Consider the following 18,226-nt stretch of genomic DNA (forward strand, 5'->3'; position numbering starts at 1 on the left):
CGACACATCGCGGGGCATCCGCGCATGACGGCCGCGCCTGTCATCGCACTTGACGTCATGGGGGGCGACGGCGGTCCGGCAGTGACCATCGCCGCCGCCGAGATCGCGCGGACGCGCCATCCCGACATCCGCTTCCGGCTCTACGGCCGCGAGGATGCCATCCACGCCGAGCTGGCGAAGGCGCCGCTCGTCGCCCGGGACGCGGTCGTCGTGCATACGGACGGCGAAATCCTCGGCACCGACAAGCCGAGCCAGGTGCTGCGCCGCGCGCGCCATTCCTCGATGGGCCTCGCCGTCGACGCCGTGAAGGCCGGGGAGGCGCAGGCCGCCGTTTCGGCGGGCAACACCGGCGCGCTGATGGCGATCGCCAAGCTCGGCCTCAAGACCATGCCGGGTATCGACCGGCCCGCGCTCGCCGCGCTGCTGCCGACCGCGAAAACCGATTCCGTGATGCTCGACCTCGGCGCCAATACCGAGTGCGATTCCGAGAACCTCGTGCAGTTCGCCGTGATGGGCGCCGCCTTCGCGCGCACCGTGCTCGGCCTCGCCTCGCCGCGCGTCGCGCTGCTCAACATCGGCGAGGAGGACCTGAAGGGCACGGACGAGCTGAAGCACGCCGCCGCGCTGCTGCGCTCCGCCGACCTTCCCATGCAGTTCGCGGGTTTCGTGGAGGGCGACAAGATCGGCAAGGGCGACGTCGACGTCATCGTCAGCGACGGCTTTTCCGGCAACATCGCGCTCAAGACGGCGGAGGGCACCGCGCGCCTCGTCGTCGAGCTTCTGACCCGCGCGTTCAGGAGCAGCATTTTCTCGATGGCCGGTTTCTTCATGTCGCGCGGCGCGCTCCGTTCGCTGCGCAGCCACCTCGATCCCAACGCGCACAACGGCGCGGTCTTCCTCGGCCTCAACGGCCTCGTCGTGAAGAGCCACGGCGGCGCGACCGCGCAGGGTTTCGCCAACGCCATCCGCGTCGCGCACGACCTCGTCGTGGACGACATCGCCCACCGCATCCGCGAGGACCTCGACAACTTCCAGGCGCACCGCGGCGCGCCGAGCGCGATACAGGCCGCGCAATGACGGGAGCGACACCGCGCACCATCGTCACCGGCACCGGCAGCTACCTGCCGGCGCGGATCGTCTCCAACGCCGAACTGTCGGAGACCGTCGACACCAGCGACGAGTGGATCGTCGAGCGCTCGGGCATCCGCCAGCGTCACATCGCGGCGGACGGCGAGCTGACCTCCGACCTCGCGGTCGCGGCTGCGCGCGAGGCGCTGAAGGCGGCGTGGCGCGAGCCCTCGGAGATCGACCTCATCATCGTCGCGACGGCGACGCCCGACCAGACGTTCCCGGCGACGGCGACGACCGTTCAGGAAAAGCTCGGCATCCCCGACTGCGTGGCGTTCGACGTCGCCGCCGTCTGCTCCGGCTTCCTCTATGCGCTGACCGTCGCCGACGCGATGCTGCGCGCCGGGCCGATGCGCCATGCGCTCGTCATCGGCGCGGAGACGTTCAGCCGCCTGCTCGACTGGGAGGACCGCACCACCTGCGTGCTGTTCGGCGACGGCGCGGGCGCGGTGGTGCTCGAACGCTCCGAGGGCAACGGCGACGCCGACGACCGCGGCATCCTCGCGGCGCGGCTCCACGCCGACGGGCGGCACAACCAGCTTCTCTACGTCGACGGCGGCCCGTCCTCGACCGGCACGGTCGGCAAGGTCCGCATGAAGGGCAAGGAGGTGTTCCGCCACGCCGTCACCAACCTCGCCTCGGTGATGACCGAGACGCTGGAGGCGGCGGGCTGCAAGGCGGAGGACGTGGCGTGGGTGATCCCGCACCAGGCGAACCTGCGCATCCTCGAAGGCACGGCGCGGAAGCTCGGGCTCGACATCGACCAGGTGATCGTCACGGTGGACCGGCACGCCAACACGTCGGCGGCGTCGGTGCCGCTCGCGCTCGATGCCGCCGTGCGCGACGGGCGCATCAAGTCCGGCGACCTGCTGCTGCTCGAGGCGATGGGCGGCGGCTTCACGTGGGGCGCCGCCGCGCTGCGCTGGTAGACTCTTTAACGGTCTGCGCTATTATACCGGCGTCATTGAGATTTTCGCGCGGGAGCCTGCTCATGGACAAGTCTTCGACATTGACGCGCGCCGAGCTCGGCGAGGCTGTCCACAATACCATCGGTCTGTCGCGTGCGGAGTCCTCGCAGCTCGTCGAAACCGTGCTCGACAAGGTGTCGGACGCGCTGATCGCGGGCGAGAACGTGAAGATCTCCTCGTTCGGCAGCTTCATCCTGCGCGACAAGAACCGCCGCATCGGGCGCAACCCCAAGACGGGCGAGGAAGTGCCGATCGAGCCGCGCCGCGTGCTCACCTTCCGTCCGAGCCAGATCCTGCGCGAACGCATCAACGAAGGCGCATGATGGCGGACAAGAGCGCCGACGCCTTCCGCACCATCAGCGAGGTCGCCGAGACGATCGGCGTGCCGCAGCACGTGCTCCGCTTCTGGGAGACGCGCTTCCCGGCGGTGAAGCCCTTGAAGCGCGGCGGCAACCGCCGCTACTATCGCCCTGAAGACGTTGAACTTCTGCGCGTCATCAACCGCCTGCTCTACACCGACGGCTACACGATCAAGGGCGTGCAGAAGCTGCTGAAGGACAAGGGGCCGAAGGGGCTGCTCGCGGAAGATGCGCCGGTGCCGGCCGTCCCGGCAACGCCGACGGCCAAGCTCCCCGACGCAAGGGGCCTTGCCGCGTTTCTGGCGTCCCCGGCGCCGTCGGCGGCGATCGACGCGGCGTTCGTCACCTCGCTACGCGCGATCCGCGACCGTCTGGCCGGTGCGCTCGCGCAGGGCTGAGGCTTCAGCGCTTCACGCCGTCGCCGCCACCCACGTCTCCAGCAGCGTGCGCGCGATCGCCATCGGGGGCGGCACGGTGAAGGGGCCGTTTCCGGCGAGCGCCGCGACGCAGTCGTCGCGCGTCACCCAGCGCACCTCCTCCATTTCCTCCTCGTCGATGCTGATCTCGGTCGAGAGCGCCTCGGCGAAGCAGCCGATCATCAGGCTGGAGGGGAAGGGCCACGGCTGGCTGGAGACATAGCTGACGCGCCCCGTAAGGATGCCCGCCTCCTCGCGGATCTCGCGGCGCACGGCGTCCTCGAAGCACTCGCCCGCCTCGACGAACCCGGCGAGCGCGGAGAGGAAGCCCTGTGGAAAGCGCGACTGGCGGCCGAGCAGCACGCGGTCGCCGTCCACCGCGAGCATGATGACGACCGGGTCGGTGCGCGGGAAATGCTCGTGGCCGCAGCCCGCGCAATTGCGGCCGTAGCCGGCTTTCACCATCTCCGTCGGCGCGCCGCAATTGGCGCAGAAGCCGTGGCGCTGGTGCCAGTCTATGAGCGAGCGCGCCTGCGCGATGATCGCCGCGCGTCCGTCGTCCATCAGCATCGCGGCGCGGCGCGCATCGACCGGCGTCCCCGGCAGCCCCGCCGCACTGGCGGCCACCGCAAAGCGCGGGCTGCCGTCCTCAAGGCCGAGATACACCTCGACCGCAGCCTCCGGCACTTCGGAACGGCGCAGCCACGCAATATCCGGTCCGTCCTCGGCGAGCAGCGGATTGAGCCCGTCCAGCACCATCCACCGCGCCCCCGGATGCATCCGTGCCGCCCAAAGCGTCTCCGGGCTGCGCTGGATGCGGTCATCGCGTTCGATGGGGGAACCGATGAGGCCGGTGTGGGCGAGGGGGAAGCGGGGATCGAAGAGGCTGGTCATCGCCCGACCCAAAGCACGCCGTGCGCCGCAAGGCAACTCGGCAGCGGCGGGCGAGGCGGCGGCAGGCTAGGCGGCGACCCTGAGGAAGGGGGAGGGCTTGCCGGTCTTGCGCCGGCGGTAATAGTCGGCGAACGCATCGGCGGGCAGCGCCTTCGAATACAGCCAGCCTTGCGCGAACTGTACGCCGGCGGCGCGGATGTACGCTTCCTGCGCGGGGGTTTCGATCCCCTCGGCGACGATGGCGAACCCGAGGCCGTGGGCCATCTCGATGATGTGCGGCGTCACGACGCTCGTCGCGGCGTCGCGGCCGATGGCGTCGATGAAGGACTTGTCGATCTTGAGCGCGTCGAGCGGCAGGGTCTCCAGCATCGACAGGCTGGAATAGCCGGTGCCGAAATCGTCGATGGCGACCATGTGTCCCGCCGCCCGCGCGCGCTCGATCGTTCGCCGGGCCGCGTCCGCGTTCATGAAGCCCCGTTCCGTCGCCTCCAGCCAGACCTGCGACGGGTCCACGCCCCGGCGCGCGAGGGCGGCTTCGAGGACGGGAAGGAAACGCCCGGTCTCCATGTCGCCGGCCGGAATGTTGATCGCGATGTGGATGGAGTCTTCCCGCGGGAGACGCGCGAGATCGTCGGCCACGCAGGCGATCATCCGGTCGGTCAGTTCGCTGATGAGGCCGTTTTCCTCGGCGAATGCGATGAACGTCTCCGTGGGGACGGAGACGCCGTCGGGCCGCTCCCATCGCATCAGGGCTTCCGCGCCCACGCACAGCCCGCTCGAAAGCTCGATGATCGGCTGGTAGTGGGCGACGAACTGGCCCGAGCGGATGGCGTTCACCATCTCCGTGCGCGGCGAGAGGCTCTGGCGCGACACCCAGAAGATCACCGCCACGAGAATGCCGGAGACGGCAAGCCCGATCGGCACGAGGAAGCGCTGCTCGGCATCGAGACGGGCCTGCACCAGCCTGCGGTCGGCGATGGCGAAGGCGATCAGCCCCGCGCCGCGCTTCGATGCGAAGATGTGCCGGTCGTCCAGTCCGTTCATTTCGCGGCTGCTCAATCGCCGCACCAGATCCGGATCGGCCTCCGCCGAAAGCGCGATCAGCTTTCCGCTTTCGGTCGCCACGCCCAGCGACATCTCGGTGTCGCTGAGGACATCGACGAGGCGCTCCGGCTTGATGAGCACATTATGGTCGCCGAGCCGGACGACCAGCATCGTGCCGCTCCCGGTGACGGCCGGTTTCACGTTCAGATAGAGTGCGTAGCCGCCGGGGAGATAGGCGTTCGGCACGTCTTCGGGGATGTCCTGCCGATCGACCGCCCCCCAGCTCGTGCAGACCAGCCGGCCGTTTTCGTAGTACCCCATTTCCTCGACGTTCGCTGTATCGAGCGTGAGCTGCCGCATCCGCCCGATGTGCCCGGCCGAACATCCCCCGAGACCTTCGGCCTCGGCTTTCTTCAGGGCGTCCTGTGTCCCCGACAAGGCCCGCGTGGCCCTTTGCAGGGTCCAGTCGGCGTACTCCGCGAGGTGCGCGCGCTCGGCCTCGATCGCACGCTGCCGGGACAGGTGCGTCATGGCGACCATCGGTGCCACCCCCGCGGCGACGGCGAGGCCGATGGCGAGCAGCAACACGACGGGACGGCGCATTCCGGTTCTCTCTTTCGTGGAGAACAGTCTCAAAGTCGGGCAGTTAAAGCGGAAAAGCGTGGAAGAGTCCTTAAACGGCCTGATCGCGGCAGCGCGGAAAGCAGGTGCGCGCCCTTGCTTTCCACTCGCCTGCGCGCCATATGCGCGCCGGGAGTCGGGCGGACGGACGCGTCGCCAACCCGGTCAGGTCCGGAAGGAAGCAGCCGTAACGATTTTCGTTCGGGTCGTTCCGGCTCCCACCCTCCATCACCATCGCGACCTTCGGCCTTGCGCCTCTGCCGTCCAGCGGCCACGTTGCGCGCGATGTCTGAACTGATTCCCGAACCCTACCGCGTTCTCGCCCGCAAGTACCGCCCGCAGGGCTTCGACACGCTCATCGGGCAGGACGCGATGGTGAAGACGCTGGCGAATGCCATCGCCAGCGACCGGCTCGCCCACGCCTTCCTGCTCACCGGTGTGCGCGGGGTCGGCAAGACCTCGACCGCGCGGCTGCTCGCGAAGTCGCTGAACTGCATCGGGCCGGATGGCGCGGGCGGGCCGACGATCAGCCCGTGCGGCGTCTGCGAGCCGTGCGTCGCGATTTCCGAATCGCGGCATATCGACGTCATCGAGATGGACGCCGCCTCGCGCACCGGCGTCGACGACGTGCGCGAGATCATCGAGGCGGCGCGCTACGCCGCGGTTTCGGCGCGCTACAAGATCTACATCATCGACGAAGTGCACATGCTCTCGCGCAACGCCTTCAACGCGCTGCTGAAGACGCTGGAGGAGCCGCCGGGGCACGTGAAGTTCATCTTCGCGACCACGGAAATCCAGAAGGTGCCGGTGACGGTGCTGTCGCGCTGCCAGCGCTTCGACCTGAAACGCATCCCGACCGAGCTTCTCGCCGCGCACTTCGGCGGAATCACCGCCAAGGAAGGCGCGGAGATCGAGGACGAGGCGCTGCAATTGATCGCCCGCGCCGCCGAAGGCTCGGTGCGCGACGGGCTTTCGATCCTCGACCAGGCGCTGGCGCACGGCCACGGCAAGGTGGTGGCGCAGGACGTGCGCGACATGCTCGGCCTCTCCGACCGCAGCCGCACGCGTGCGCTTCTCGCGACGCTGATCGGCGGCGACGGCAAGGGCGCGCTCGACAATCTCGCCGCGCAATATGCGCTCGGCACCAGCCCCGACGCCTTGTTCGAGGCGCTGCTGGAACTCGTCCACGGCGTCACCCGCGCGCAGGTGACGGGCGCGCCCGACGCGGCGATGTCGGAGGAGGAGCGCGCTGCCGTTTCGGAATGGGCGGGCAGCCTCGGCGCGCCGGTGCTGCACCGCCTCTGGCAGCTCCTGCTCAAGGGTCTTTCCGAAATCCGCAGCGCGCCGATGCCGATGCAGGCGGCCGAGATGGCGCTGCTGCGCATCATCCATTCATCCACCTTGCCCGATCCGGGCGACCTCGTGCGCCGCCTGCTCGCCGAGCCGCGCGGGGAGGGAAGCGCGCCGACCGAGCTGCGTCCGCCGCCGCCCTCCGCGCCCTCGGCGCACAGGGAGGCGCCGCGCGACTTCAGGGCGTTCGTGAAGATGTTCGAGGATGGGCACGAGTCGGTGCTCGAGACCATCCTGCACGATCGCTGCCAGCTCCTCCGCTATGCCCCGCCGACGATCGAGCTGAATGCCGGGGATGCCCCCGCCGACTTCGCATCGCGGCTCGGCGCGTGCCTCAAGGAATGGACCGGCGAGCGCTGGACGGTGACGCTCACCACCTCGCCCGGGGCGCCGAGCCTGAAGGCGCAGGCCGAGGCCGAGGCGGCGGCGAAGCGGGCGCGCGTGATGGCCGATCCGGCGGTCCGCGCGGTGTTCGAGGTCTTCCCGGACGCCGAACTCGTCGACTATGAGATCGCCGACACAACCGAAACCGAATCATCGAGGAGCGCGCAGTGAAGAACCTTCAGGACATCATGAAGGCCGCGCAGAACGTGCAGGAAGAGCTGCAGAAGGCGCAGGCCAAGCTCGACACCATCGAGGTGCAGGGCGTCGCGGGCGGCGGCATGGTGAAGGTGCGCGCCAGCGCCAAGGGCCGCATCATCAAGATCGACATCGACCCGTCGCTGCTCGTTCCCGACGACAAGGAGATGCTGGAGGACCTGCTCGCCGCCGCGTTCAACGACGCGCGCGCCAAGGCAGACGCGGCCTCCAACGAGGAAATGCAGAAGATGCAGTCGGCGCTGCCGCTGCCGCCGGGCTTCAAGCTGCCGTTCTGACGGGATGGCCGTGCGTCCCTCGACTTCGCTCGGGATGACAGGTCTCTATACCTTGTAAAAACGTGCATCATCCCGAGCGAAGTCGAGGGACGCACCAAAGATCCGTCTGCGATCTACTCTGCTTTTGATCGTTTCGCCGCCATCGACGCGCGCAGCTGCCCGGCGGCGATTTCGCGCGCGGTTTCGCGGGGCAGGCCGAGCGCGGCCGCCATCGGGCCGCCGAGAAGGGCGTCGCCGAGCGCGGTGAGCACCAGCGACAGCGTCTGCTGCTGGATCGGCACGTCGCCGTCGTGGCCTTCGCCGAGCTTGTCGACGAGGCGGTGGATCGCCTCGAGGATCGGGTTCAGCGCGTCCTCGTTGCCGGAGAGCAGCATCCAGCTTGCAAGCGCGCCGCCGCCCCGGTCGAAGGCGTCGAAGGTGAGGTCGACGACCTCGCGCGGATCGCTGTCCTCGGCGCGGGCGCGCAGGACCGCCTCGCCGATCTCCGCCGTCACCGATTCCGCGAGCGATTCGATCAGCGCCTTCTGAAGCCCCGCCGCCGAACCGAAATGATGCAGCAGGTTCGCGTGCGTGCGCCCGATACGGCCCGCCACGGCCTTCAGCGTCACGGCCTGCGGCCCGGCCTCGATCAGCAGGTCGCGCGCGGCACGGATCGCGGCGGCGCGGCTGTCCTCGGGGCTCAGTCTCTTCCGTTGTATTGACATTCGTGTAAGTAAAGTCCATCCTGAGCGTTGAGGAGCACAGCCATGACCCGTGAAAAGACGCCCGCGGACCTGACCATAACCCCGCGCGACCGCCGCTTCGGACGCGGCATGAAGCAGGACCGGTGGTGGATGCGCGGCGATCCGATTGCAACGGCTTTCTACAATGCGCTCTCCGTCACCTTCCCGCGCGGCGAGGCGTTCTTCGTGGAAAGCGTGCGCGCCTTCCGCGACGGCGTGCCGCCGAAGCTGGAGCGCGAGATCAATGCCTTCATCAAGCAGGAGGTGATGCACAGCCGCGAGCACGTCTCCTTCAACAAGCGCGTCGCGGAGGCCGGCTACGAGATCGGGCACCTCGAGGACGTCGTCGTCGAATCGCTGGAGATGACGAGGGACCGCCCGCAGATCCTGAACCTCGCCGTCACCATGGCGCTCGAGCACTACACGGCGATCATGGCGCAGCGGATGCTCGGCGACATCGGCTACTGGAAGGATGCCGACCCCGAACTCGTCGCCATGTGGAAATGGCACGCGATCGAGGAGATCGAGCACAAGGGCGTCGCCTACGACACCTGGCTGAACGCCACGCGCGACTGGTCGCGCTGGAAGCGCTGGAAGGTGAAGACGATCATGATGCTGCTCGTCAGCAAGGAGTTCTGGAAGAAGCGCTTCCAGGGGATGCTCTACCTCTTGAGGCAGGACGGCATCGAAGGCCCGTCCGCATGGGCGCGCATCCTGTGGTTCTGGTTCGGCAGGCCCGGCGTGGTGCGCAGGCTGATCCCGGCGTGGAGCGCGTTCTTCCTGCCCGGCTTCCATCCGTGGAACCACGACGACCGCAAGCTCATCGCGCTCGCCGACAGCGACTATGCCGATGCGGTGATGCCGGGCGCTGTCGCCGCTTAACGCACCTGCGCGCGCACCCACTGCACATAGGGCATGGGCGCGTGCTCGACCGGCCAGACCGTGACGGCCGGGTTCTCGTAGCCGTGCACCTCGGCGAGGCGTTTCGTCAGCAGCTCGGCGCATCCCGACGTGGTCTTGAACAGCGCCGCGACCTCGCTCGCTTCCTCCACCTTGCCCTGCCAGCGGTAGACGGAGAGCGTGGGGCCAAGCACGTTGACGCACGCGGCGAGCCTTTCCTCGACCATCTGCCGCCCGATGCGCGCCGCATTCTCGGCGGTGGCGAAGGTGACGTAAACGCTGACGATCCCGCTGCTCATGCCGGTTTCCACCCGAATCCTCGAAGATGCCACTGTGCTCGCGCACACGGGCAAATAGAACGGCGCTGGTTGATGTTCGGTTGCGCGGAATGGTCAACGCTTTAAGGGCTTGCGCATGTGATAATGTTACATTATATCCTCGCGCCATGCAGGACCGCAACTTCTGGATCGACAAGTCGGCGATCGGCCTTTCGGGGCTGTGCCTGCTGCATTGCCTCGCCACGACGCTGGTCATCGCGCTGCTCTCGGTCGGCACGACCGGCTTCTTCCAGCACGACATCCACAAGATCGGCCTTGCGCTCGCGATCCCGCTCGCCGTCGTCGGCCTCGGGCGCGGCGTCTTCCGGCACCGGCGCTGGGTGGTGATCGCGCTCGGCGCGCTCGGCATCGGGTTCATGGCCATCGCGCTCACGATGCAGCACGGCAGCGCCGAACTCGGCTTCACCGTGGTCGGCGCCGTATTCGTCGCGTGGGCGCACTGGCTCAATATCCGCTGCCTGCATGGCGGAACTTGCCGCGAAGGCTGCGGATGCCCATAATCGGGGCATGGCGACGAAGCACAAACACCACGAACCGCACGGCGAGAGTCTGACGTCCGCCGCTGCTGCCGCGCTCACGGCGGCGGGCGAGCAGTGGACGGACATGCGCGCCAGCGTTTTCGAGGCGCTCGCGGACTTCGACCGGCCGGTTTCGGCCTACGACGTCGCGGAGGCGGTTTCGAAGGTCCGCGGCAAGCGCGTGGCGGCGAACAGCGTCTACCGCATCCTCGACCTGTTCGTGACGACCAACCTCGCCAAGCGGGTCGAATCGAAGAACGCCTATATCGTCAACGCCCACCCGGAATGCGTCCACGACTGCATCTTCCTCGTTTGCGACAGCTGCGGCGGCACCACGCACCTTGACGACGACTCGCTGAGCGAGAGCGTGCGCGAGCGTGCGCGTCAGGCGGGCTTCCGGCCCGTGCAGCCGGTGCTCGAGGTGCGCGGCGCGTGCGCCAGGTGCGCCTGACCCCAGCGCCGCAATCGACAAGATTGCCCCGCGAGGCTAAGAAACAAAGACATTCCACTTGGGGGATTTCTTGACCAACCCGCCGAACACGCCGCTGCTCGACACGGTCAAAGACCCGGCAGACCTGAGGAAACTGGCGCCTTCGCAGCTCCGGCAGCTCGCGGGAGAAGTGCGCGCCGAGATGATCGACGCGGTGAGCCAGACGGGCGGCCACCTCGGCGCCGGGCTCGGCGTCGTCGAGCTGACCGTCGCGCTTCACTACGTGTTCGACACGCCCCGCGACCGGCTGATCTGGGACGTCGGGCACCAGGCCTATCCGCACAAGATCCTCACCGGGCGGCGCGACCGGATGCGCACGATCCGGCAGGGCGGCGGGCTTTCGGGCTTCACCAAGCGCAGCGAGAGCGAGTACGACCCGTTCGGCGCGGCGCACAGCTCCACCTCGATCTCGGCGGCGCTCGGCTTCGCGGTGGCGAACAAGCTCTCGGGCGCGCCGGGCAAGGCGATCGCGGTGATCGGCGACGGCGCCATGTCGGCGGGCATGGCCTACGAGGCGATGAACAACGCCGAGGCCGCGGGGAACCGGCTCATCGTCGTCCTCAACGACAACGACATGTCGATCGCGCCGCCGGTGGGCGGGCTTTCCGCCTATCTCGCACGGCTCATCTCCAGCCGCGAGTTCCTCGGCCTGCGCGACCTCGCGAGGCGGCTCGCCAAGAGGATGCCGCGCCCGCTGCAATCGGGCCTCCGCAAGGCGGACGAGTATGCGCGCGGCATGGCGACGGGCGGGACGCTCTTCGAGGAACTCGGCTTCTACTACGTGGGGCCGGTCGACGGGCACAACCTCGACCACCTGCTGCCGGTGCTCGAAAACGTGCGCGACGCGGCGGAAGGCCCGTGCCTGATCCACGTCGTCACCAAGAAGGGCAAGGGCTACGCGCCCGCCGAGGCCTCGGCGGACAAGTATCACGGCGTCACCAAGTTCGACGTCATCACCGGCGCGATGGCGCCCGCGAAGGCGGGGCCGCCGAGCTACACGGGCGTGTTCGCCAAGGCGCTGATCGCGGAAGGCCGGCGGGACGAGAAGATCGTCGCGATCACGGCGGCGATGCCGTCCGGCACCGGCCTCGACAGGTTCGCGCAAGAGTTCCCGAGCCGCAGCTTCGACGTGGGCATCGCCGAGCAGCACGCCGTCACCTTCGCGGCGGGGCTCGCCGCGCAGGGTTTCCGGCCGTTCTGCGCGATCTACTCGACCTTCCTGCAACGCGCCTACGATCAGGTCGTGCACGACGTCGCCATCCAGAACCTGCCGGTGCGCTTCGCCATAGACCGCGCCGGGCTCGTCGGCGCTGACGGCAGCACGCACGCCGGTTCGTTCGACGTCACCTACCTTGCGACGCTGCCCAACATGGTGGTGATGGCGGCGGCGGACGAGGCCGAACTGGTGCACATGGTGCATACGGCGGCGCTTCATGACGACGGCCCGATCGCGTTCCGCTATCCGCGCGGGAGCGGCCTCGGCGTGGCGCTTCCCGAAGCGCCCGAGCGGCTGGAGATCGGCAAGGGCCGCGTGGTCCGCGAAGGCCGCAAGGTCGCCATCCTGTCGCTCGGCACGCGCCTCGGCGAAGCGCTCAAGGCCGCGGACGAGCTCGACGCCAAGGGCCTGTCGACGACGGTCGCCGACCTCCGCTTCGCGAAGCCGCTCGACGCGGCGCTCATCCGCAAGCTCGCCGCCACGCACGAGGTGGTGGTGACGGTGGAGGAGGGCGCCATCGGCGGCCTCGGCGCGCATGTCCTCACGATGGCGTCGGACACCGGCCTGCTCGACGCCGGCCTCAAGATCCGCACCATGCGCCTGCCGGACGCGTTCCAGGAGCAGGACAGCCCCGAGAAGCAGTACGCCGAGGCGGGCCTCGACGCGGCCGGTATCGTCAAGACGGCGCTCTCGGCGCTCCGCCACAACAGCGCGGGCGTGACCGAGAGCGCGCGGGCCTGATTTTTCTGTACCTTGACGACGGCGATGTCCCATCCTAACTAGTCTGAAAACTAGTCAGGATGGGACATGAAGGTCTGGCCGGTTCAGGATGCGAAAGCGCGGTTTAGCGAGATGCTGGAGACGTGCGTGGCCGAGGGGCCTCAGCTTGTGACCAAGCGGGGCGAGGAAGCCGCAGTGCTGGTCCCTGCGGCGCAGTGGCGGCGGATGACTGCGGCGCAGCCATCGTTGAAAGCGCTTCTGATGTCCGATGCGGGACGCGGGGATCTTGCCATTCCGCCGCGCGGCCGTGCCCGGCGTCGGGCCGTGCCGCGCCTTTAGGCCGTGTATCTTCTCGATACCAACGTCGTTTCCGAGTTGCGGAGAACGAGACCGCCCGGTGCGGTCATTGCATGGCTTGCATCGGTCGCCGAACGGGAGCTTGCCGTTTCGGCGGTTACGCTTGGCGAGATACAGGCGGGCATCGAGATCACGCGCACGAACGACGCGGCAAGAGCCGAGGAACTGGAAGCGTGGGCCGATGCGGTTGAAGCCACGCAGGCGGTGATCCCGATGGATGCCCGCGTGTTCCGCAGGTGGGCGCGGCTCATGGCCGGCAGGCCGGACGACCTCTACGAAGACGCCATGATCGCGGCGACGGCTCTGGAACATGGCCTGACGGTGGTTACGCGCAATGTTCGGGATTTCGAAGGTTTCGGCGTTCCGACGCTGAACCCCTTCGAACCGGTTCGCTAGATGCCCAAGACCCGCATCGACCAGCTTCTCGTCGCGCGCGGGCTCGTGGAGAGCCGGGCGAAGGCGCAGGCGCTCATCATGGCGGGGCTGGTGTTCGCGGGCGAGCGGAAGGTCGCCAAGGCGGGGGAGATGGTCGCCGAGGATGCGGCGCTCGACGTGCGCGGCAAGGATCATCCGTGGGTTTCGCGGGGCGGGCTCAAGCTCGAAAAGGGGCTCGATCATTTCGGGGTCGATCCTGCCGGGCTCGTCGCGATGGACGTGGGGTCTTCGACCGGGGGCTTCACCGATGTGCTGCTCGCGCGCGGTACGGCGAAGGTCTATGCGGTCGATGTCGGCACCAACCAGCTTGCGTGGAAGCTGCGGCAGGACCCGCGCGTCGTCGTTCTCGAAAAGACCAACGCGCGGCACCTGACGGCGGAGCAGATACCGGAAGCCGTCGACATCATCGTTTGCGACGCCAGCTTCATCGGCCTCGCCAAGGTGCTGGAAACGCCGCTGAAATTCGCCGCTTCGGGCGCGCGGCTCGTCGCGCTCATCAAGCCGCAGTTCGAGGCGGGCCCCGCGGAGGTGGGGAAGGGCGGCGTCGTGCGCGATCCCGCCGTCCATGCCCGCGTTTGCGCCGAGGTGGAGGCATGGCTCGCCGCGCAGCCCGGCTGGCGCGTGCTCGGCCTCACCGAAAGCCCGATCAAGGGGCCGGAAGGCAACATCGAGTTCCTGATCGGCGCGGTGCGGGAAGCGCCCGCCTCCTAAGCCTTGCCACCTTACGCGCCCGTGCGTATAGACCGCCGCCAAAGCCGCCGGGGACACCCCTTGGTGGACCTGCGGGCGTGGCGAAACTGGTAGACGCGCCAGATTTAGGTTCTGGTGTCGAAAGACGTGGGGGTTCGAGTCCCTTCGCCCGCACCAGACTTTGGCCAGATACTTGGGTTCTTGAACGAAAGCCGACTGACGAAATGCAGATTGCCGAGAAGACGAACGAAGGCCTGAAGCGCCAGTACGAAGTGACGATTCCCGCCAAGGACCTCGAATCGCGCATCGACGCCCAGCTCACGCAGGTCTCCGGCCAGATCCGTATGCCCGGCTTCCGTCCCGGCAAGGTTCCGAAGAACCTCGTGAAGAAGATGCACGGCGAGGCGCTGCACGGCGACGCGCTGAACACCGCCGTTCAGGAAGGCGTGCAGAAGCTCGTCGCCGACAGGAAGCTGCGCCCGGCGATGCAGCCGTCCGTCGCGCTCGCCGACGACTACGCGCAGGGCAAGGACGTCGTGTTCACGGTGGAGCTGGAAGTGCTTCCCGAGATCACCTCCGTCAACATCGAGGGCATCACGCTCGAGAAGCTCGTCGTCGAGCCGGGCGATGCCGAGATCGAGGACGCGCTGAAGCGCTTCGCCGACCAGCAGAAGCGTTTCGAAGCCGCGCCCAAGAGCCACAAGGCCGGGACGGGCGACGTCGTCGTCATGGATTTCGTCGGCACCGTCGAGGGCGAGGAGTTCGAAGGCGGCAAGGGCGAGGGGATGCAGATCGAGATCGGCTCCGGCCGCCTCATCCCCGGCTTCGAGGACCAGCTCGTCGGCGTGAAGGCGAACGACAAGGTGAAGGTCGAGGTCAATTTCCCTGAGGACTACAACGTCGCCTACCTCAAGGGTAAGCCCGCGGTGTTCGACGTGCTCGTCACCGAGGTGCGCCAGCCGCAGGAAGCCGCGATCGACGACACGCTCGCGACGAATCTGGGCCTCGAGAACCTCGACAAGCTGAAGGAAATCCTGAAGGACCAGATTTCCGCCGAGCTTCAGGGCATGACCCGCACGCACCTGAAGCGCAAGCTGCTCGATCACCTCGCCGCGAGCCACGATTTCGACGTGCCGCCGACGATGGTCGAGGCCGAGTTCGGCCAGATCTGGGCGCAGCTCGAGCACGAGGCGAGCCACGAGGAAGACCCGACCGCCGCCGTCGCCGAGCTGGAGAAGGACCGCGACGAGTACCGCCGCATCGCCGAGCGCCGCGTGCGCCTTGGCCTGCTGCTCTCCGAGATCGGCCAGAAGGAAGGCGTGAACGTCACGCAGGCCGAGATGAACCGCCTGATCGGCCAGGAAGCCGCGCGCTATCCCGGCCAGCAGCAGCAGGTGGTGAAGTACTTCCAGGAAAACGCCATGGCCGCCGCACAGCTCCGCGCGCCGCTCTATGAGGACAAGGTCGTCGACCTCCTCATCGGCAAGGCCGAGCTGACCGAGCGCAGCGTGAGCCGCGATGAGTTGCAGCAGGCGATCGAGGACGACGACGAGACGCCGACCGGCCACGTCCACGGCCCGGGTTGCGGTCACGACCATCATGACCACGACCATGACCATGGTCACACGCATGGGGAGGGCAAGCCTAAGAAGGCTGCCAAGAAGACGGCGAAGGCGGAAACCGCCGAGCCGAAGGAAGACGCGGTGAAGGCCGAAAAGAAGCCCGCCGCCAAGAAGACGGCCGCTAAGGCGGAAGCCACTGAAGCCTCTGCGGAACCTGAAAAGAAACCAGCGAAAAAGGCCCCGGCCAAGAAAGCCGCGAAGGCCTGAACCGAGCGAACTGACGCCGGGGGGCGGCCACGCCGGCCCCCGGGCTTCCTTCGCCTCCACTTCGCCCACTTGACAGCGGGCGCGCCTGTGCCGACCTATCCCGCTATCGGAACAGACAAACGCCCGCGAAGGACTCCCATGATCGACCCCGTCAGCAGCCTCACGAACGCTCTCGTCCCCATCGTCATCGAGCAGTCGAACCGGGGCGAGCGCAGCTTCGACATCTATTCGCGGCTGCTGCGGGAGCGCATCATCTTCGTGACCGGGCAGGTCGAGGACCACATGGCGTCGCTGATCACGGCGCAGCTGCTGTTCCTCGAATCGGAGAACCCGAAGAAGGACATCTTCATGTACATCAACTCGCCGGGCGGGGTCGTCACGGCGGGCATGGCGATCCACGACACGATGCGGTACATCCGACCGCGCGTCGGCACGGTGTGCATCGGTCAGGCCGCCTCGATGGGCGCCTTCCTGCTCGCCGCGGGCGAGCCGGGGATGCGCATGGCGCTCACCAACGCGCGCATCATGGTCCACCAGCCCTCGGGCGGCGCGCAGGGGCAGGCGACCGACATCGAGATCCAGGCGCGCGAAATCCTGCGAATCCGCTCGCGCATGAACGAGCTGATGGCCAAGTACACCAAGCAGCCGATCGAGAAGATCGAGTCCGCGGTGGAGCGCGACAAGTTCATGTCGGCGGACGAGGCCAAGGAGTTCGGCCTCATCGACGAGGTGTACGAGACACGCCCGTCGCCGGCCGACGAGGAAGCCAAGGCGGCGTGAGCCGGGTGGCTGCCCGTTCACGTTCCGTTGAACAAGGCGGCGCTATATATTTCGGGAATGTGACCGTATTGTCCATTGAAGCGGCGTGCGTGCGCGCTAGGATGGCAGGCGGCAAGGAAACCGGCGCGGAGGCCGGAAGAGGCATTTTATGACCAAGCTCAGCGGCGGCGGCGACTCCAAGAACACGCTCTACTGCTCGTTCTGCGGAAAGAGCCAGCACGAGGTCAGGAAGCTGATCGCCGGGCCGACGGTGTTCATCTGCGATGAATGCGTCGAGCTGTGCAACGACATCATCCGCGAGGAAACGAAGGGCGCGCTCGCCAAGAAGAGCGACGGCAGCGTGCCGAGCCCGCGCGAGATCTGCGATGTCCTCAACGACTACGTGATCGGGCAGGCGCAGGCGAAACGCGTGCTCTCGGTCGCCGTGCACAACCACTACAAGCGGCTCAACAACGGCGCCAAGGGTTCCGAGATCGAGCTGGCGAAGTCGAACATCCTGCTTGTCGGCCCCACCGGCTGCGGCAAGACGCTGCTCGCGCAGACGCTCGCCAAGACCTTCGACGTGCCGTTCACGATGGCCGACGCGACGACGCTCACCGAGGCGGGCTACGTCGGCGAGGATGTCGAGAACATCATCCTGAAGCTCCTGCAGGCGAGCGACTACAATGTCGAACGCGCGCAGCGGGGCATCGTCTACATCGACGAGATCGACAAGATCAGCCGCAAGGCCGACAACCCCTCGATCACGCGCGACGTGTCGGGCGAGGGCGTGCAGCAGGCACTCCTGAAGATCATGGAAGGCACGACCGCGAGCGTTCCGCCGCAGGGCGGCCGCAAGCATCCGCAGCAGGAGTTCCTGCAGGTCGACACGACCAACATCCTGTTCATCTGCGGCGGCGCCTTCGCCGGCCTCGAACGCATCATCGCGGACCGCCTGCAGGGCAAGTCGATCGGCTTCGGCGCCTATGTCGCCGCGCCGGACGAGCGCCGCACGGGCGAGGTGCTGAAGCACTGCGAGCCCGAGGACCTGCTGAAATTCGGCCTGATCCCCGAGTTCGTCGGCCGTCTGCCGGTGATCGCGACGCTCGAGGACCTCGACGAGAAGGCGCTCATCCAGATCCTCACCGAGCCGAAGAACGCGCTCGTCAAGCAGTACCAGAAGCTGTTCGAGATGGAGAACGTGAAGCTCTCGTTCACCGACGACGCGCTGCTGGCGATCGCGAAGAGGGCCATCGAGCGCAAGACCGGCGCGCGCGGCCTGCGCTCGATCATGGAGGCGATCCTGCTCGACACGATGTTCGACCTGCCGGGCTTCGACGACGTCGACGAGGTCCGCATCGACAAGGATGTCGTCGCGGGCACCAAGGAGCCGATCAAGGTCTTCGCCAAGAAGGCGAAAGAGAAGGTCTCCGGCGACGCCGCCTGAGCGGGAAACACAGAGCTGGAAGGCTCCGCCAGTCCCGATTTTCGCGTGATGATGTGGCTTTTGGGTAACAGAGATTAACCTGTTGATTCCCAAAAGCTATCTTGTAGCCGAGTAACCCTCCTGTCGGGCAGTTGTTCAATATCCCTCTTC

Annotated in this window: 20 protein-coding genes, 1 tRNA gene and 1 other RNA gene; 18 read left to right on the plus strand and 4 right to left on the minus strand. The window is 67.6% G+C overall.

Annotated elements, in window-relative coordinates; all coding sequences use genetic code 11:
- Positions 1-24 precede the first annotated feature (24 nt).
- From plsX to PE061_RS15065, 4 genes are all read left to right on the plus strand, one after another.
- The gene (gene plsX, locus PE061_RS15050) at positions 25-1,077 is read left to right on the plus strand and encodes a phosphate acyltransferase PlsX (RefSeq protein WP_271256063.1); all 1,053 of its coding nucleotides are present in this window, start codon (positions 25-27) and stop codon (positions 1,075-1,077) included.
- Positions 1,074-2,057 carry a beta-ketoacyl-ACP synthase III gene (locus PE061_RS15055; RefSeq protein ID WP_271256064.1) on the plus strand — a complete coding sequence of 328 codons (984 nt, stop codon included), beginning with the start codon at positions 1,074-1,076 and terminating at the stop codon, positions 2,055-2,057. Before plsX ends, PE061_RS15055 begins: the two co-directional genes overlap by 4 nt.
- Before the next feature lie 62 nt (positions 2,058-2,119).
- Positions 2,120-2,419 (plus strand): integration host factor subunit alpha, encoded by a 300-nt coding sequence (locus PE061_RS15060; protein ID WP_184068526.1) that lies wholly within the window; start codon positions 2,120-2,122, stop codon positions 2,417-2,419.
- The gene (locus PE061_RS15065) at positions 2,419-2,853 is read left to right on the plus strand and encodes a MerR family transcriptional regulator (RefSeq protein ID WP_271256065.1); all 435 of its coding nucleotides are present in this window, start codon (positions 2,419-2,421) and stop codon (positions 2,851-2,853) included. The genes PE061_RS15060 and PE061_RS15065 overlap by 1 nt, the downstream gene beginning before the upstream one ends.
- Positions 2,854-2,865: 12 nt before the next feature.
- Here the strand turns inward: PE061_RS15065 and nudC are convergent, their stop codons facing one another.
- Together nudC and PE061_RS15075 are read right to left on the minus strand one after the other, a co-directional pair.
- Entirely contained in the window at positions 2,866-3,765 is a 900-nt protein-coding gene (gene nudC, locus PE061_RS15070; RefSeq protein ID WP_271256066.1) for an NAD(+) diphosphatase, read from the minus strand.
- Positions 3,766-3,831: 66 nt separating this feature from the next.
- Positions 3,832-5,412 carry an EAL domain-containing protein gene (locus PE061_RS15075; protein WP_271256067.1) on the minus strand — a complete coding sequence of 527 codons (1,581 nt, stop codon included), beginning with the start codon at positions 5,410-5,412 and terminating at the stop codon, positions 3,832-3,834.
- A gap of 146 nt (positions 5,413-5,558) precedes the next feature.
- Here PE061_RS15075 and ffs point away from each other — a divergent pair.
- From ffs to PE061_RS15090, 3 genes are all read left to right on the plus strand, one after another.
- An RNA gene (gene ffs, locus PE061_RS15080) (signal recognition particle sRNA small type) lies at positions 5,559-5,656 on the plus strand.
- A 59-nt stretch (positions 5,657-5,715) separates the two neighbouring features.
- Positions 5,716-7,335: a DNA polymerase III subunit gamma/tau gene (locus PE061_RS15085; RefSeq protein ID WP_271256068.1), complete on the plus strand. Its 1,620-nt coding sequence runs from the start codon at positions 5,716-5,718 to the stop codon at positions 7,333-7,335.
- Positions 7,332-7,655, plus strand: coding sequence for a YbaB/EbfC family nucleoid-associated protein (locus PE061_RS15090; protein WP_271256069.1), 324 nt, complete (start codon positions 7,332-7,334; stop codon positions 7,653-7,655). Before PE061_RS15085 ends, PE061_RS15090 begins: the two co-directional genes overlap by 4 nt.
- A 113-nt stretch (positions 7,656-7,768) precedes the next feature.
- Here the strand turns inward: PE061_RS15090 and PE061_RS15095 are convergent, their stop codons facing one another.
- Positions 7,769-8,359: a TetR/AcrR family transcriptional regulator gene (locus PE061_RS15095; protein WP_271256070.1), complete on the minus strand. Its 591-nt coding sequence runs from the start codon at positions 8,357-8,359 to the stop codon at positions 7,769-7,771.
- A gap of 42 nt (positions 8,360-8,401) precedes the next feature.
- Between PE061_RS15095 and PE061_RS15100 the strand changes: the two genes are divergently transcribed.
- A complete protein-coding gene (locus PE061_RS15100) occupies positions 8,402-9,259 on the plus strand; it encodes a metal-dependent hydrolase (protein ID WP_271256071.1) in 858 nt (285 codons plus the stop codon).
- On the opposite strand, the gene cutA is transcribed toward PE061_RS15100, so the two are convergent.
- Entirely contained in the window at positions 9,256-9,576 is a 321-nt protein-coding gene (gene cutA / locus PE061_RS15105; protein WP_271256072.1) for a divalent-cation tolerance protein CutA, read from the minus strand. The two genes, PE061_RS15100 and cutA, sit on opposite strands and share 4 nt — an antisense overlap.
- 146 nt (positions 9,577-9,722) lie before the next feature.
- Between cutA and PE061_RS15110 the strand changes: the two genes are divergently transcribed.
- The 10 genes from PE061_RS15110 (at position 9,723) to clpX (ending at position 18,076) form a co-directional block, all read left to right on the plus strand.
- Positions 9,723-10,115: a MerC domain-containing protein gene (locus PE061_RS15110; RefSeq protein ID WP_271256073.1), complete on the plus strand. Its 393-nt coding sequence runs from the start codon at positions 9,723-9,725 to the stop codon at positions 10,113-10,115.
- Positions 10,116-10,122: 7 nt separating this feature from the next.
- Positions 10,123-10,584 carry a Fur family transcriptional regulator gene (locus tag PE061_RS15115; RefSeq protein WP_271256074.1) on the plus strand — a complete coding sequence of 154 codons (462 nt, stop codon included), beginning with the start codon at positions 10,123-10,125 and terminating at the stop codon, positions 10,582-10,584.
- Positions 10,585-10,654: 70 nt separating this feature from the next.
- Entirely contained in the window at positions 10,655-12,580 is a 1,926-nt protein-coding gene (gene dxs, locus PE061_RS15120) for a 1-deoxy-D-xylulose-5-phosphate synthase (RefSeq protein ID WP_271256075.1), read from the plus strand.
- A 66-nt stretch (positions 12,581-12,646) separates the two neighbouring features.
- Positions 12,647-12,898 (plus strand): type II toxin-antitoxin system Phd/YefM family antitoxin, encoded by a 252-nt coding sequence (locus tag PE061_RS15125; RefSeq protein ID WP_271256076.1) that lies wholly within the window; start codon positions 12,647-12,649, stop codon positions 12,896-12,898.
- Positions 12,899-12,901: 3 nt separating this feature from the next.
- Positions 12,902-13,312 (plus strand): type II toxin-antitoxin system VapC family toxin, encoded by a 411-nt coding sequence (locus tag PE061_RS15130; protein ID WP_271256077.1) that lies wholly within the window; start codon positions 12,902-12,904, stop codon positions 13,310-13,312.
- Positions 13,313-14,062 carry a TlyA family RNA methyltransferase gene (locus PE061_RS15135; protein WP_271256078.1) on the plus strand — a complete coding sequence of 250 codons (750 nt, stop codon included), beginning with the start codon at positions 13,313-13,315 and terminating at the stop codon, positions 14,060-14,062. It begins immediately after the preceding gene.
- A 71-nt stretch (positions 14,063-14,133) separates the two neighbouring features.
- Positions 14,134-14,218 (plus strand) — tRNA-Leu (locus PE061_RS15140).
- A gap of 47 nt (positions 14,219-14,265) precedes the next feature.
- Positions 14,266-15,870, plus strand: a complete 1,605-nt coding sequence (gene tig, locus PE061_RS15145) for a trigger factor (RefSeq protein ID WP_271256079.1) — start codon at positions 14,266-14,268, stop codon at positions 15,868-15,870.
- Positions 15,871-16,008: 138 nt separating this feature from the next.
- Positions 16,009-16,650 (plus strand): ATP-dependent Clp endopeptidase proteolytic subunit ClpP, encoded by a 642-nt coding sequence (gene clpP / locus PE061_RS15150; RefSeq protein ID WP_271256080.1) that lies wholly within the window; start codon positions 16,009-16,011, stop codon positions 16,648-16,650.
- A 148-nt stretch (positions 16,651-16,798) separates the two neighbouring features.
- The gene (gene clpX / locus PE061_RS15155) at positions 16,799-18,076 is read left to right on the plus strand and encodes an ATP-dependent Clp protease ATP-binding subunit ClpX (protein WP_271256081.1); all 1,278 of its coding nucleotides are present in this window, start codon (positions 16,799-16,801) and stop codon (positions 18,074-18,076) included.
- Positions 18,077-18,226: the final 150 nt, after the last annotated feature.

Source organism: Sphingosinicella microcystinivorans, assembly GCF_027941835.1.
In the GTDB taxonomy this organism is placed as follows: domain Bacteria; phylum Pseudomonadota; class Alphaproteobacteria; order Sphingomonadales; family Sphingomonadaceae; genus Sphingosinicella.

Coding starts and splice junctions, on each gene's coding strand:
- PE061_RS15095 (WP_271256070.1), bottom strand. CDS start 8,359: ATGTCAATACAACGGAAGAGACTGAGCCCCGAGGACAGCCGCGCCGCC.
- tig (WP_271256079.1), top strand. CDS start 14,266: ATGCAGATTGCCGAGAAGACGAACGAAGGCCTGAAGCGCCAGTACGAA.
- PE061_RS15100 (WP_271256071.1), top strand. CDS start 8,402: ATGACCCGTGAAAAGACGCCCGCGGACCTGACCATAACCCCGCGCGAC.
- PE061_RS15075 (WP_271256067.1), bottom strand. CDS start 5,412: ATGCGCCGTCCCGTCGTGTTGCTGCTCGCCATCGGCCTCGCCGTCGCC.
- PE061_RS15085 (WP_271256068.1), top strand. CDS start 5,716: ATGTCTGAACTGATTCCCGAACCCTACCGCGTTCTCGCCCGCAAGTAC.
- PE061_RS15065 (WP_271256065.1), top strand. CDS start 2,419: ATGGCGGACAAGAGCGCCGACGCCTTCCGCACCATCAGCGAGGTCGCC.
- PE061_RS15060 (WP_184068526.1), top strand. CDS start 2,120: ATGGACAAGTCTTCGACATTGACGCGCGCCGAGCTCGGCGAGGCTGTC.
- PE061_RS15110 (WP_271256073.1), top strand. CDS start 9,723: ATGCAGGACCGCAACTTCTGGATCGACAAGTCGGCGATCGGCCTTTCG.
- cutA (WP_271256072.1), bottom strand. CDS start 9,576: ATGAGCAGCGGGATCGTCAGCGTTTACGTCACCTTCGCCACCGCCGAG.
- PE061_RS15115 (WP_271256074.1), top strand. CDS start 10,123: ATGGCGACGAAGCACAAACACCACGAACCGCACGGCGAGAGTCTGACG.
- plsX (WP_271256063.1), top strand. CDS start 25: ATGACGGCCGCGCCTGTCATCGCACTTGACGTCATGGGGGGCGACGGC.
- clpP (WP_271256080.1), top strand. CDS start 16,009: ATGATCGACCCCGTCAGCAGCCTCACGAACGCTCTCGTCCCCATCGTC.
- clpX (WP_271256081.1), top strand. CDS start 16,799: ATGACCAAGCTCAGCGGCGGCGGCGACTCCAAGAACACGCTCTACTGC.
- PE061_RS15055 (WP_271256064.1), top strand. CDS start 1,074: ATGACGGGAGCGACACCGCGCACCATCGTCACCGGCACCGGCAGCTAC.
- PE061_RS15125 (WP_271256076.1), top strand. CDS start 12,647: ATGAAGGTCTGGCCGGTTCAGGATGCGAAAGCGCGGTTTAGCGAGATG.
- nudC (WP_271256066.1), bottom strand. CDS start 3,765: ATGACCAGCCTCTTCGATCCCCGCTTCCCCCTCGCCCACACCGGCCTC.
- PE061_RS15135 (WP_271256078.1), top strand. CDS start 13,313: ATGCCCAAGACCCGCATCGACCAGCTTCTCGTCGCGCGCGGGCTCGTG.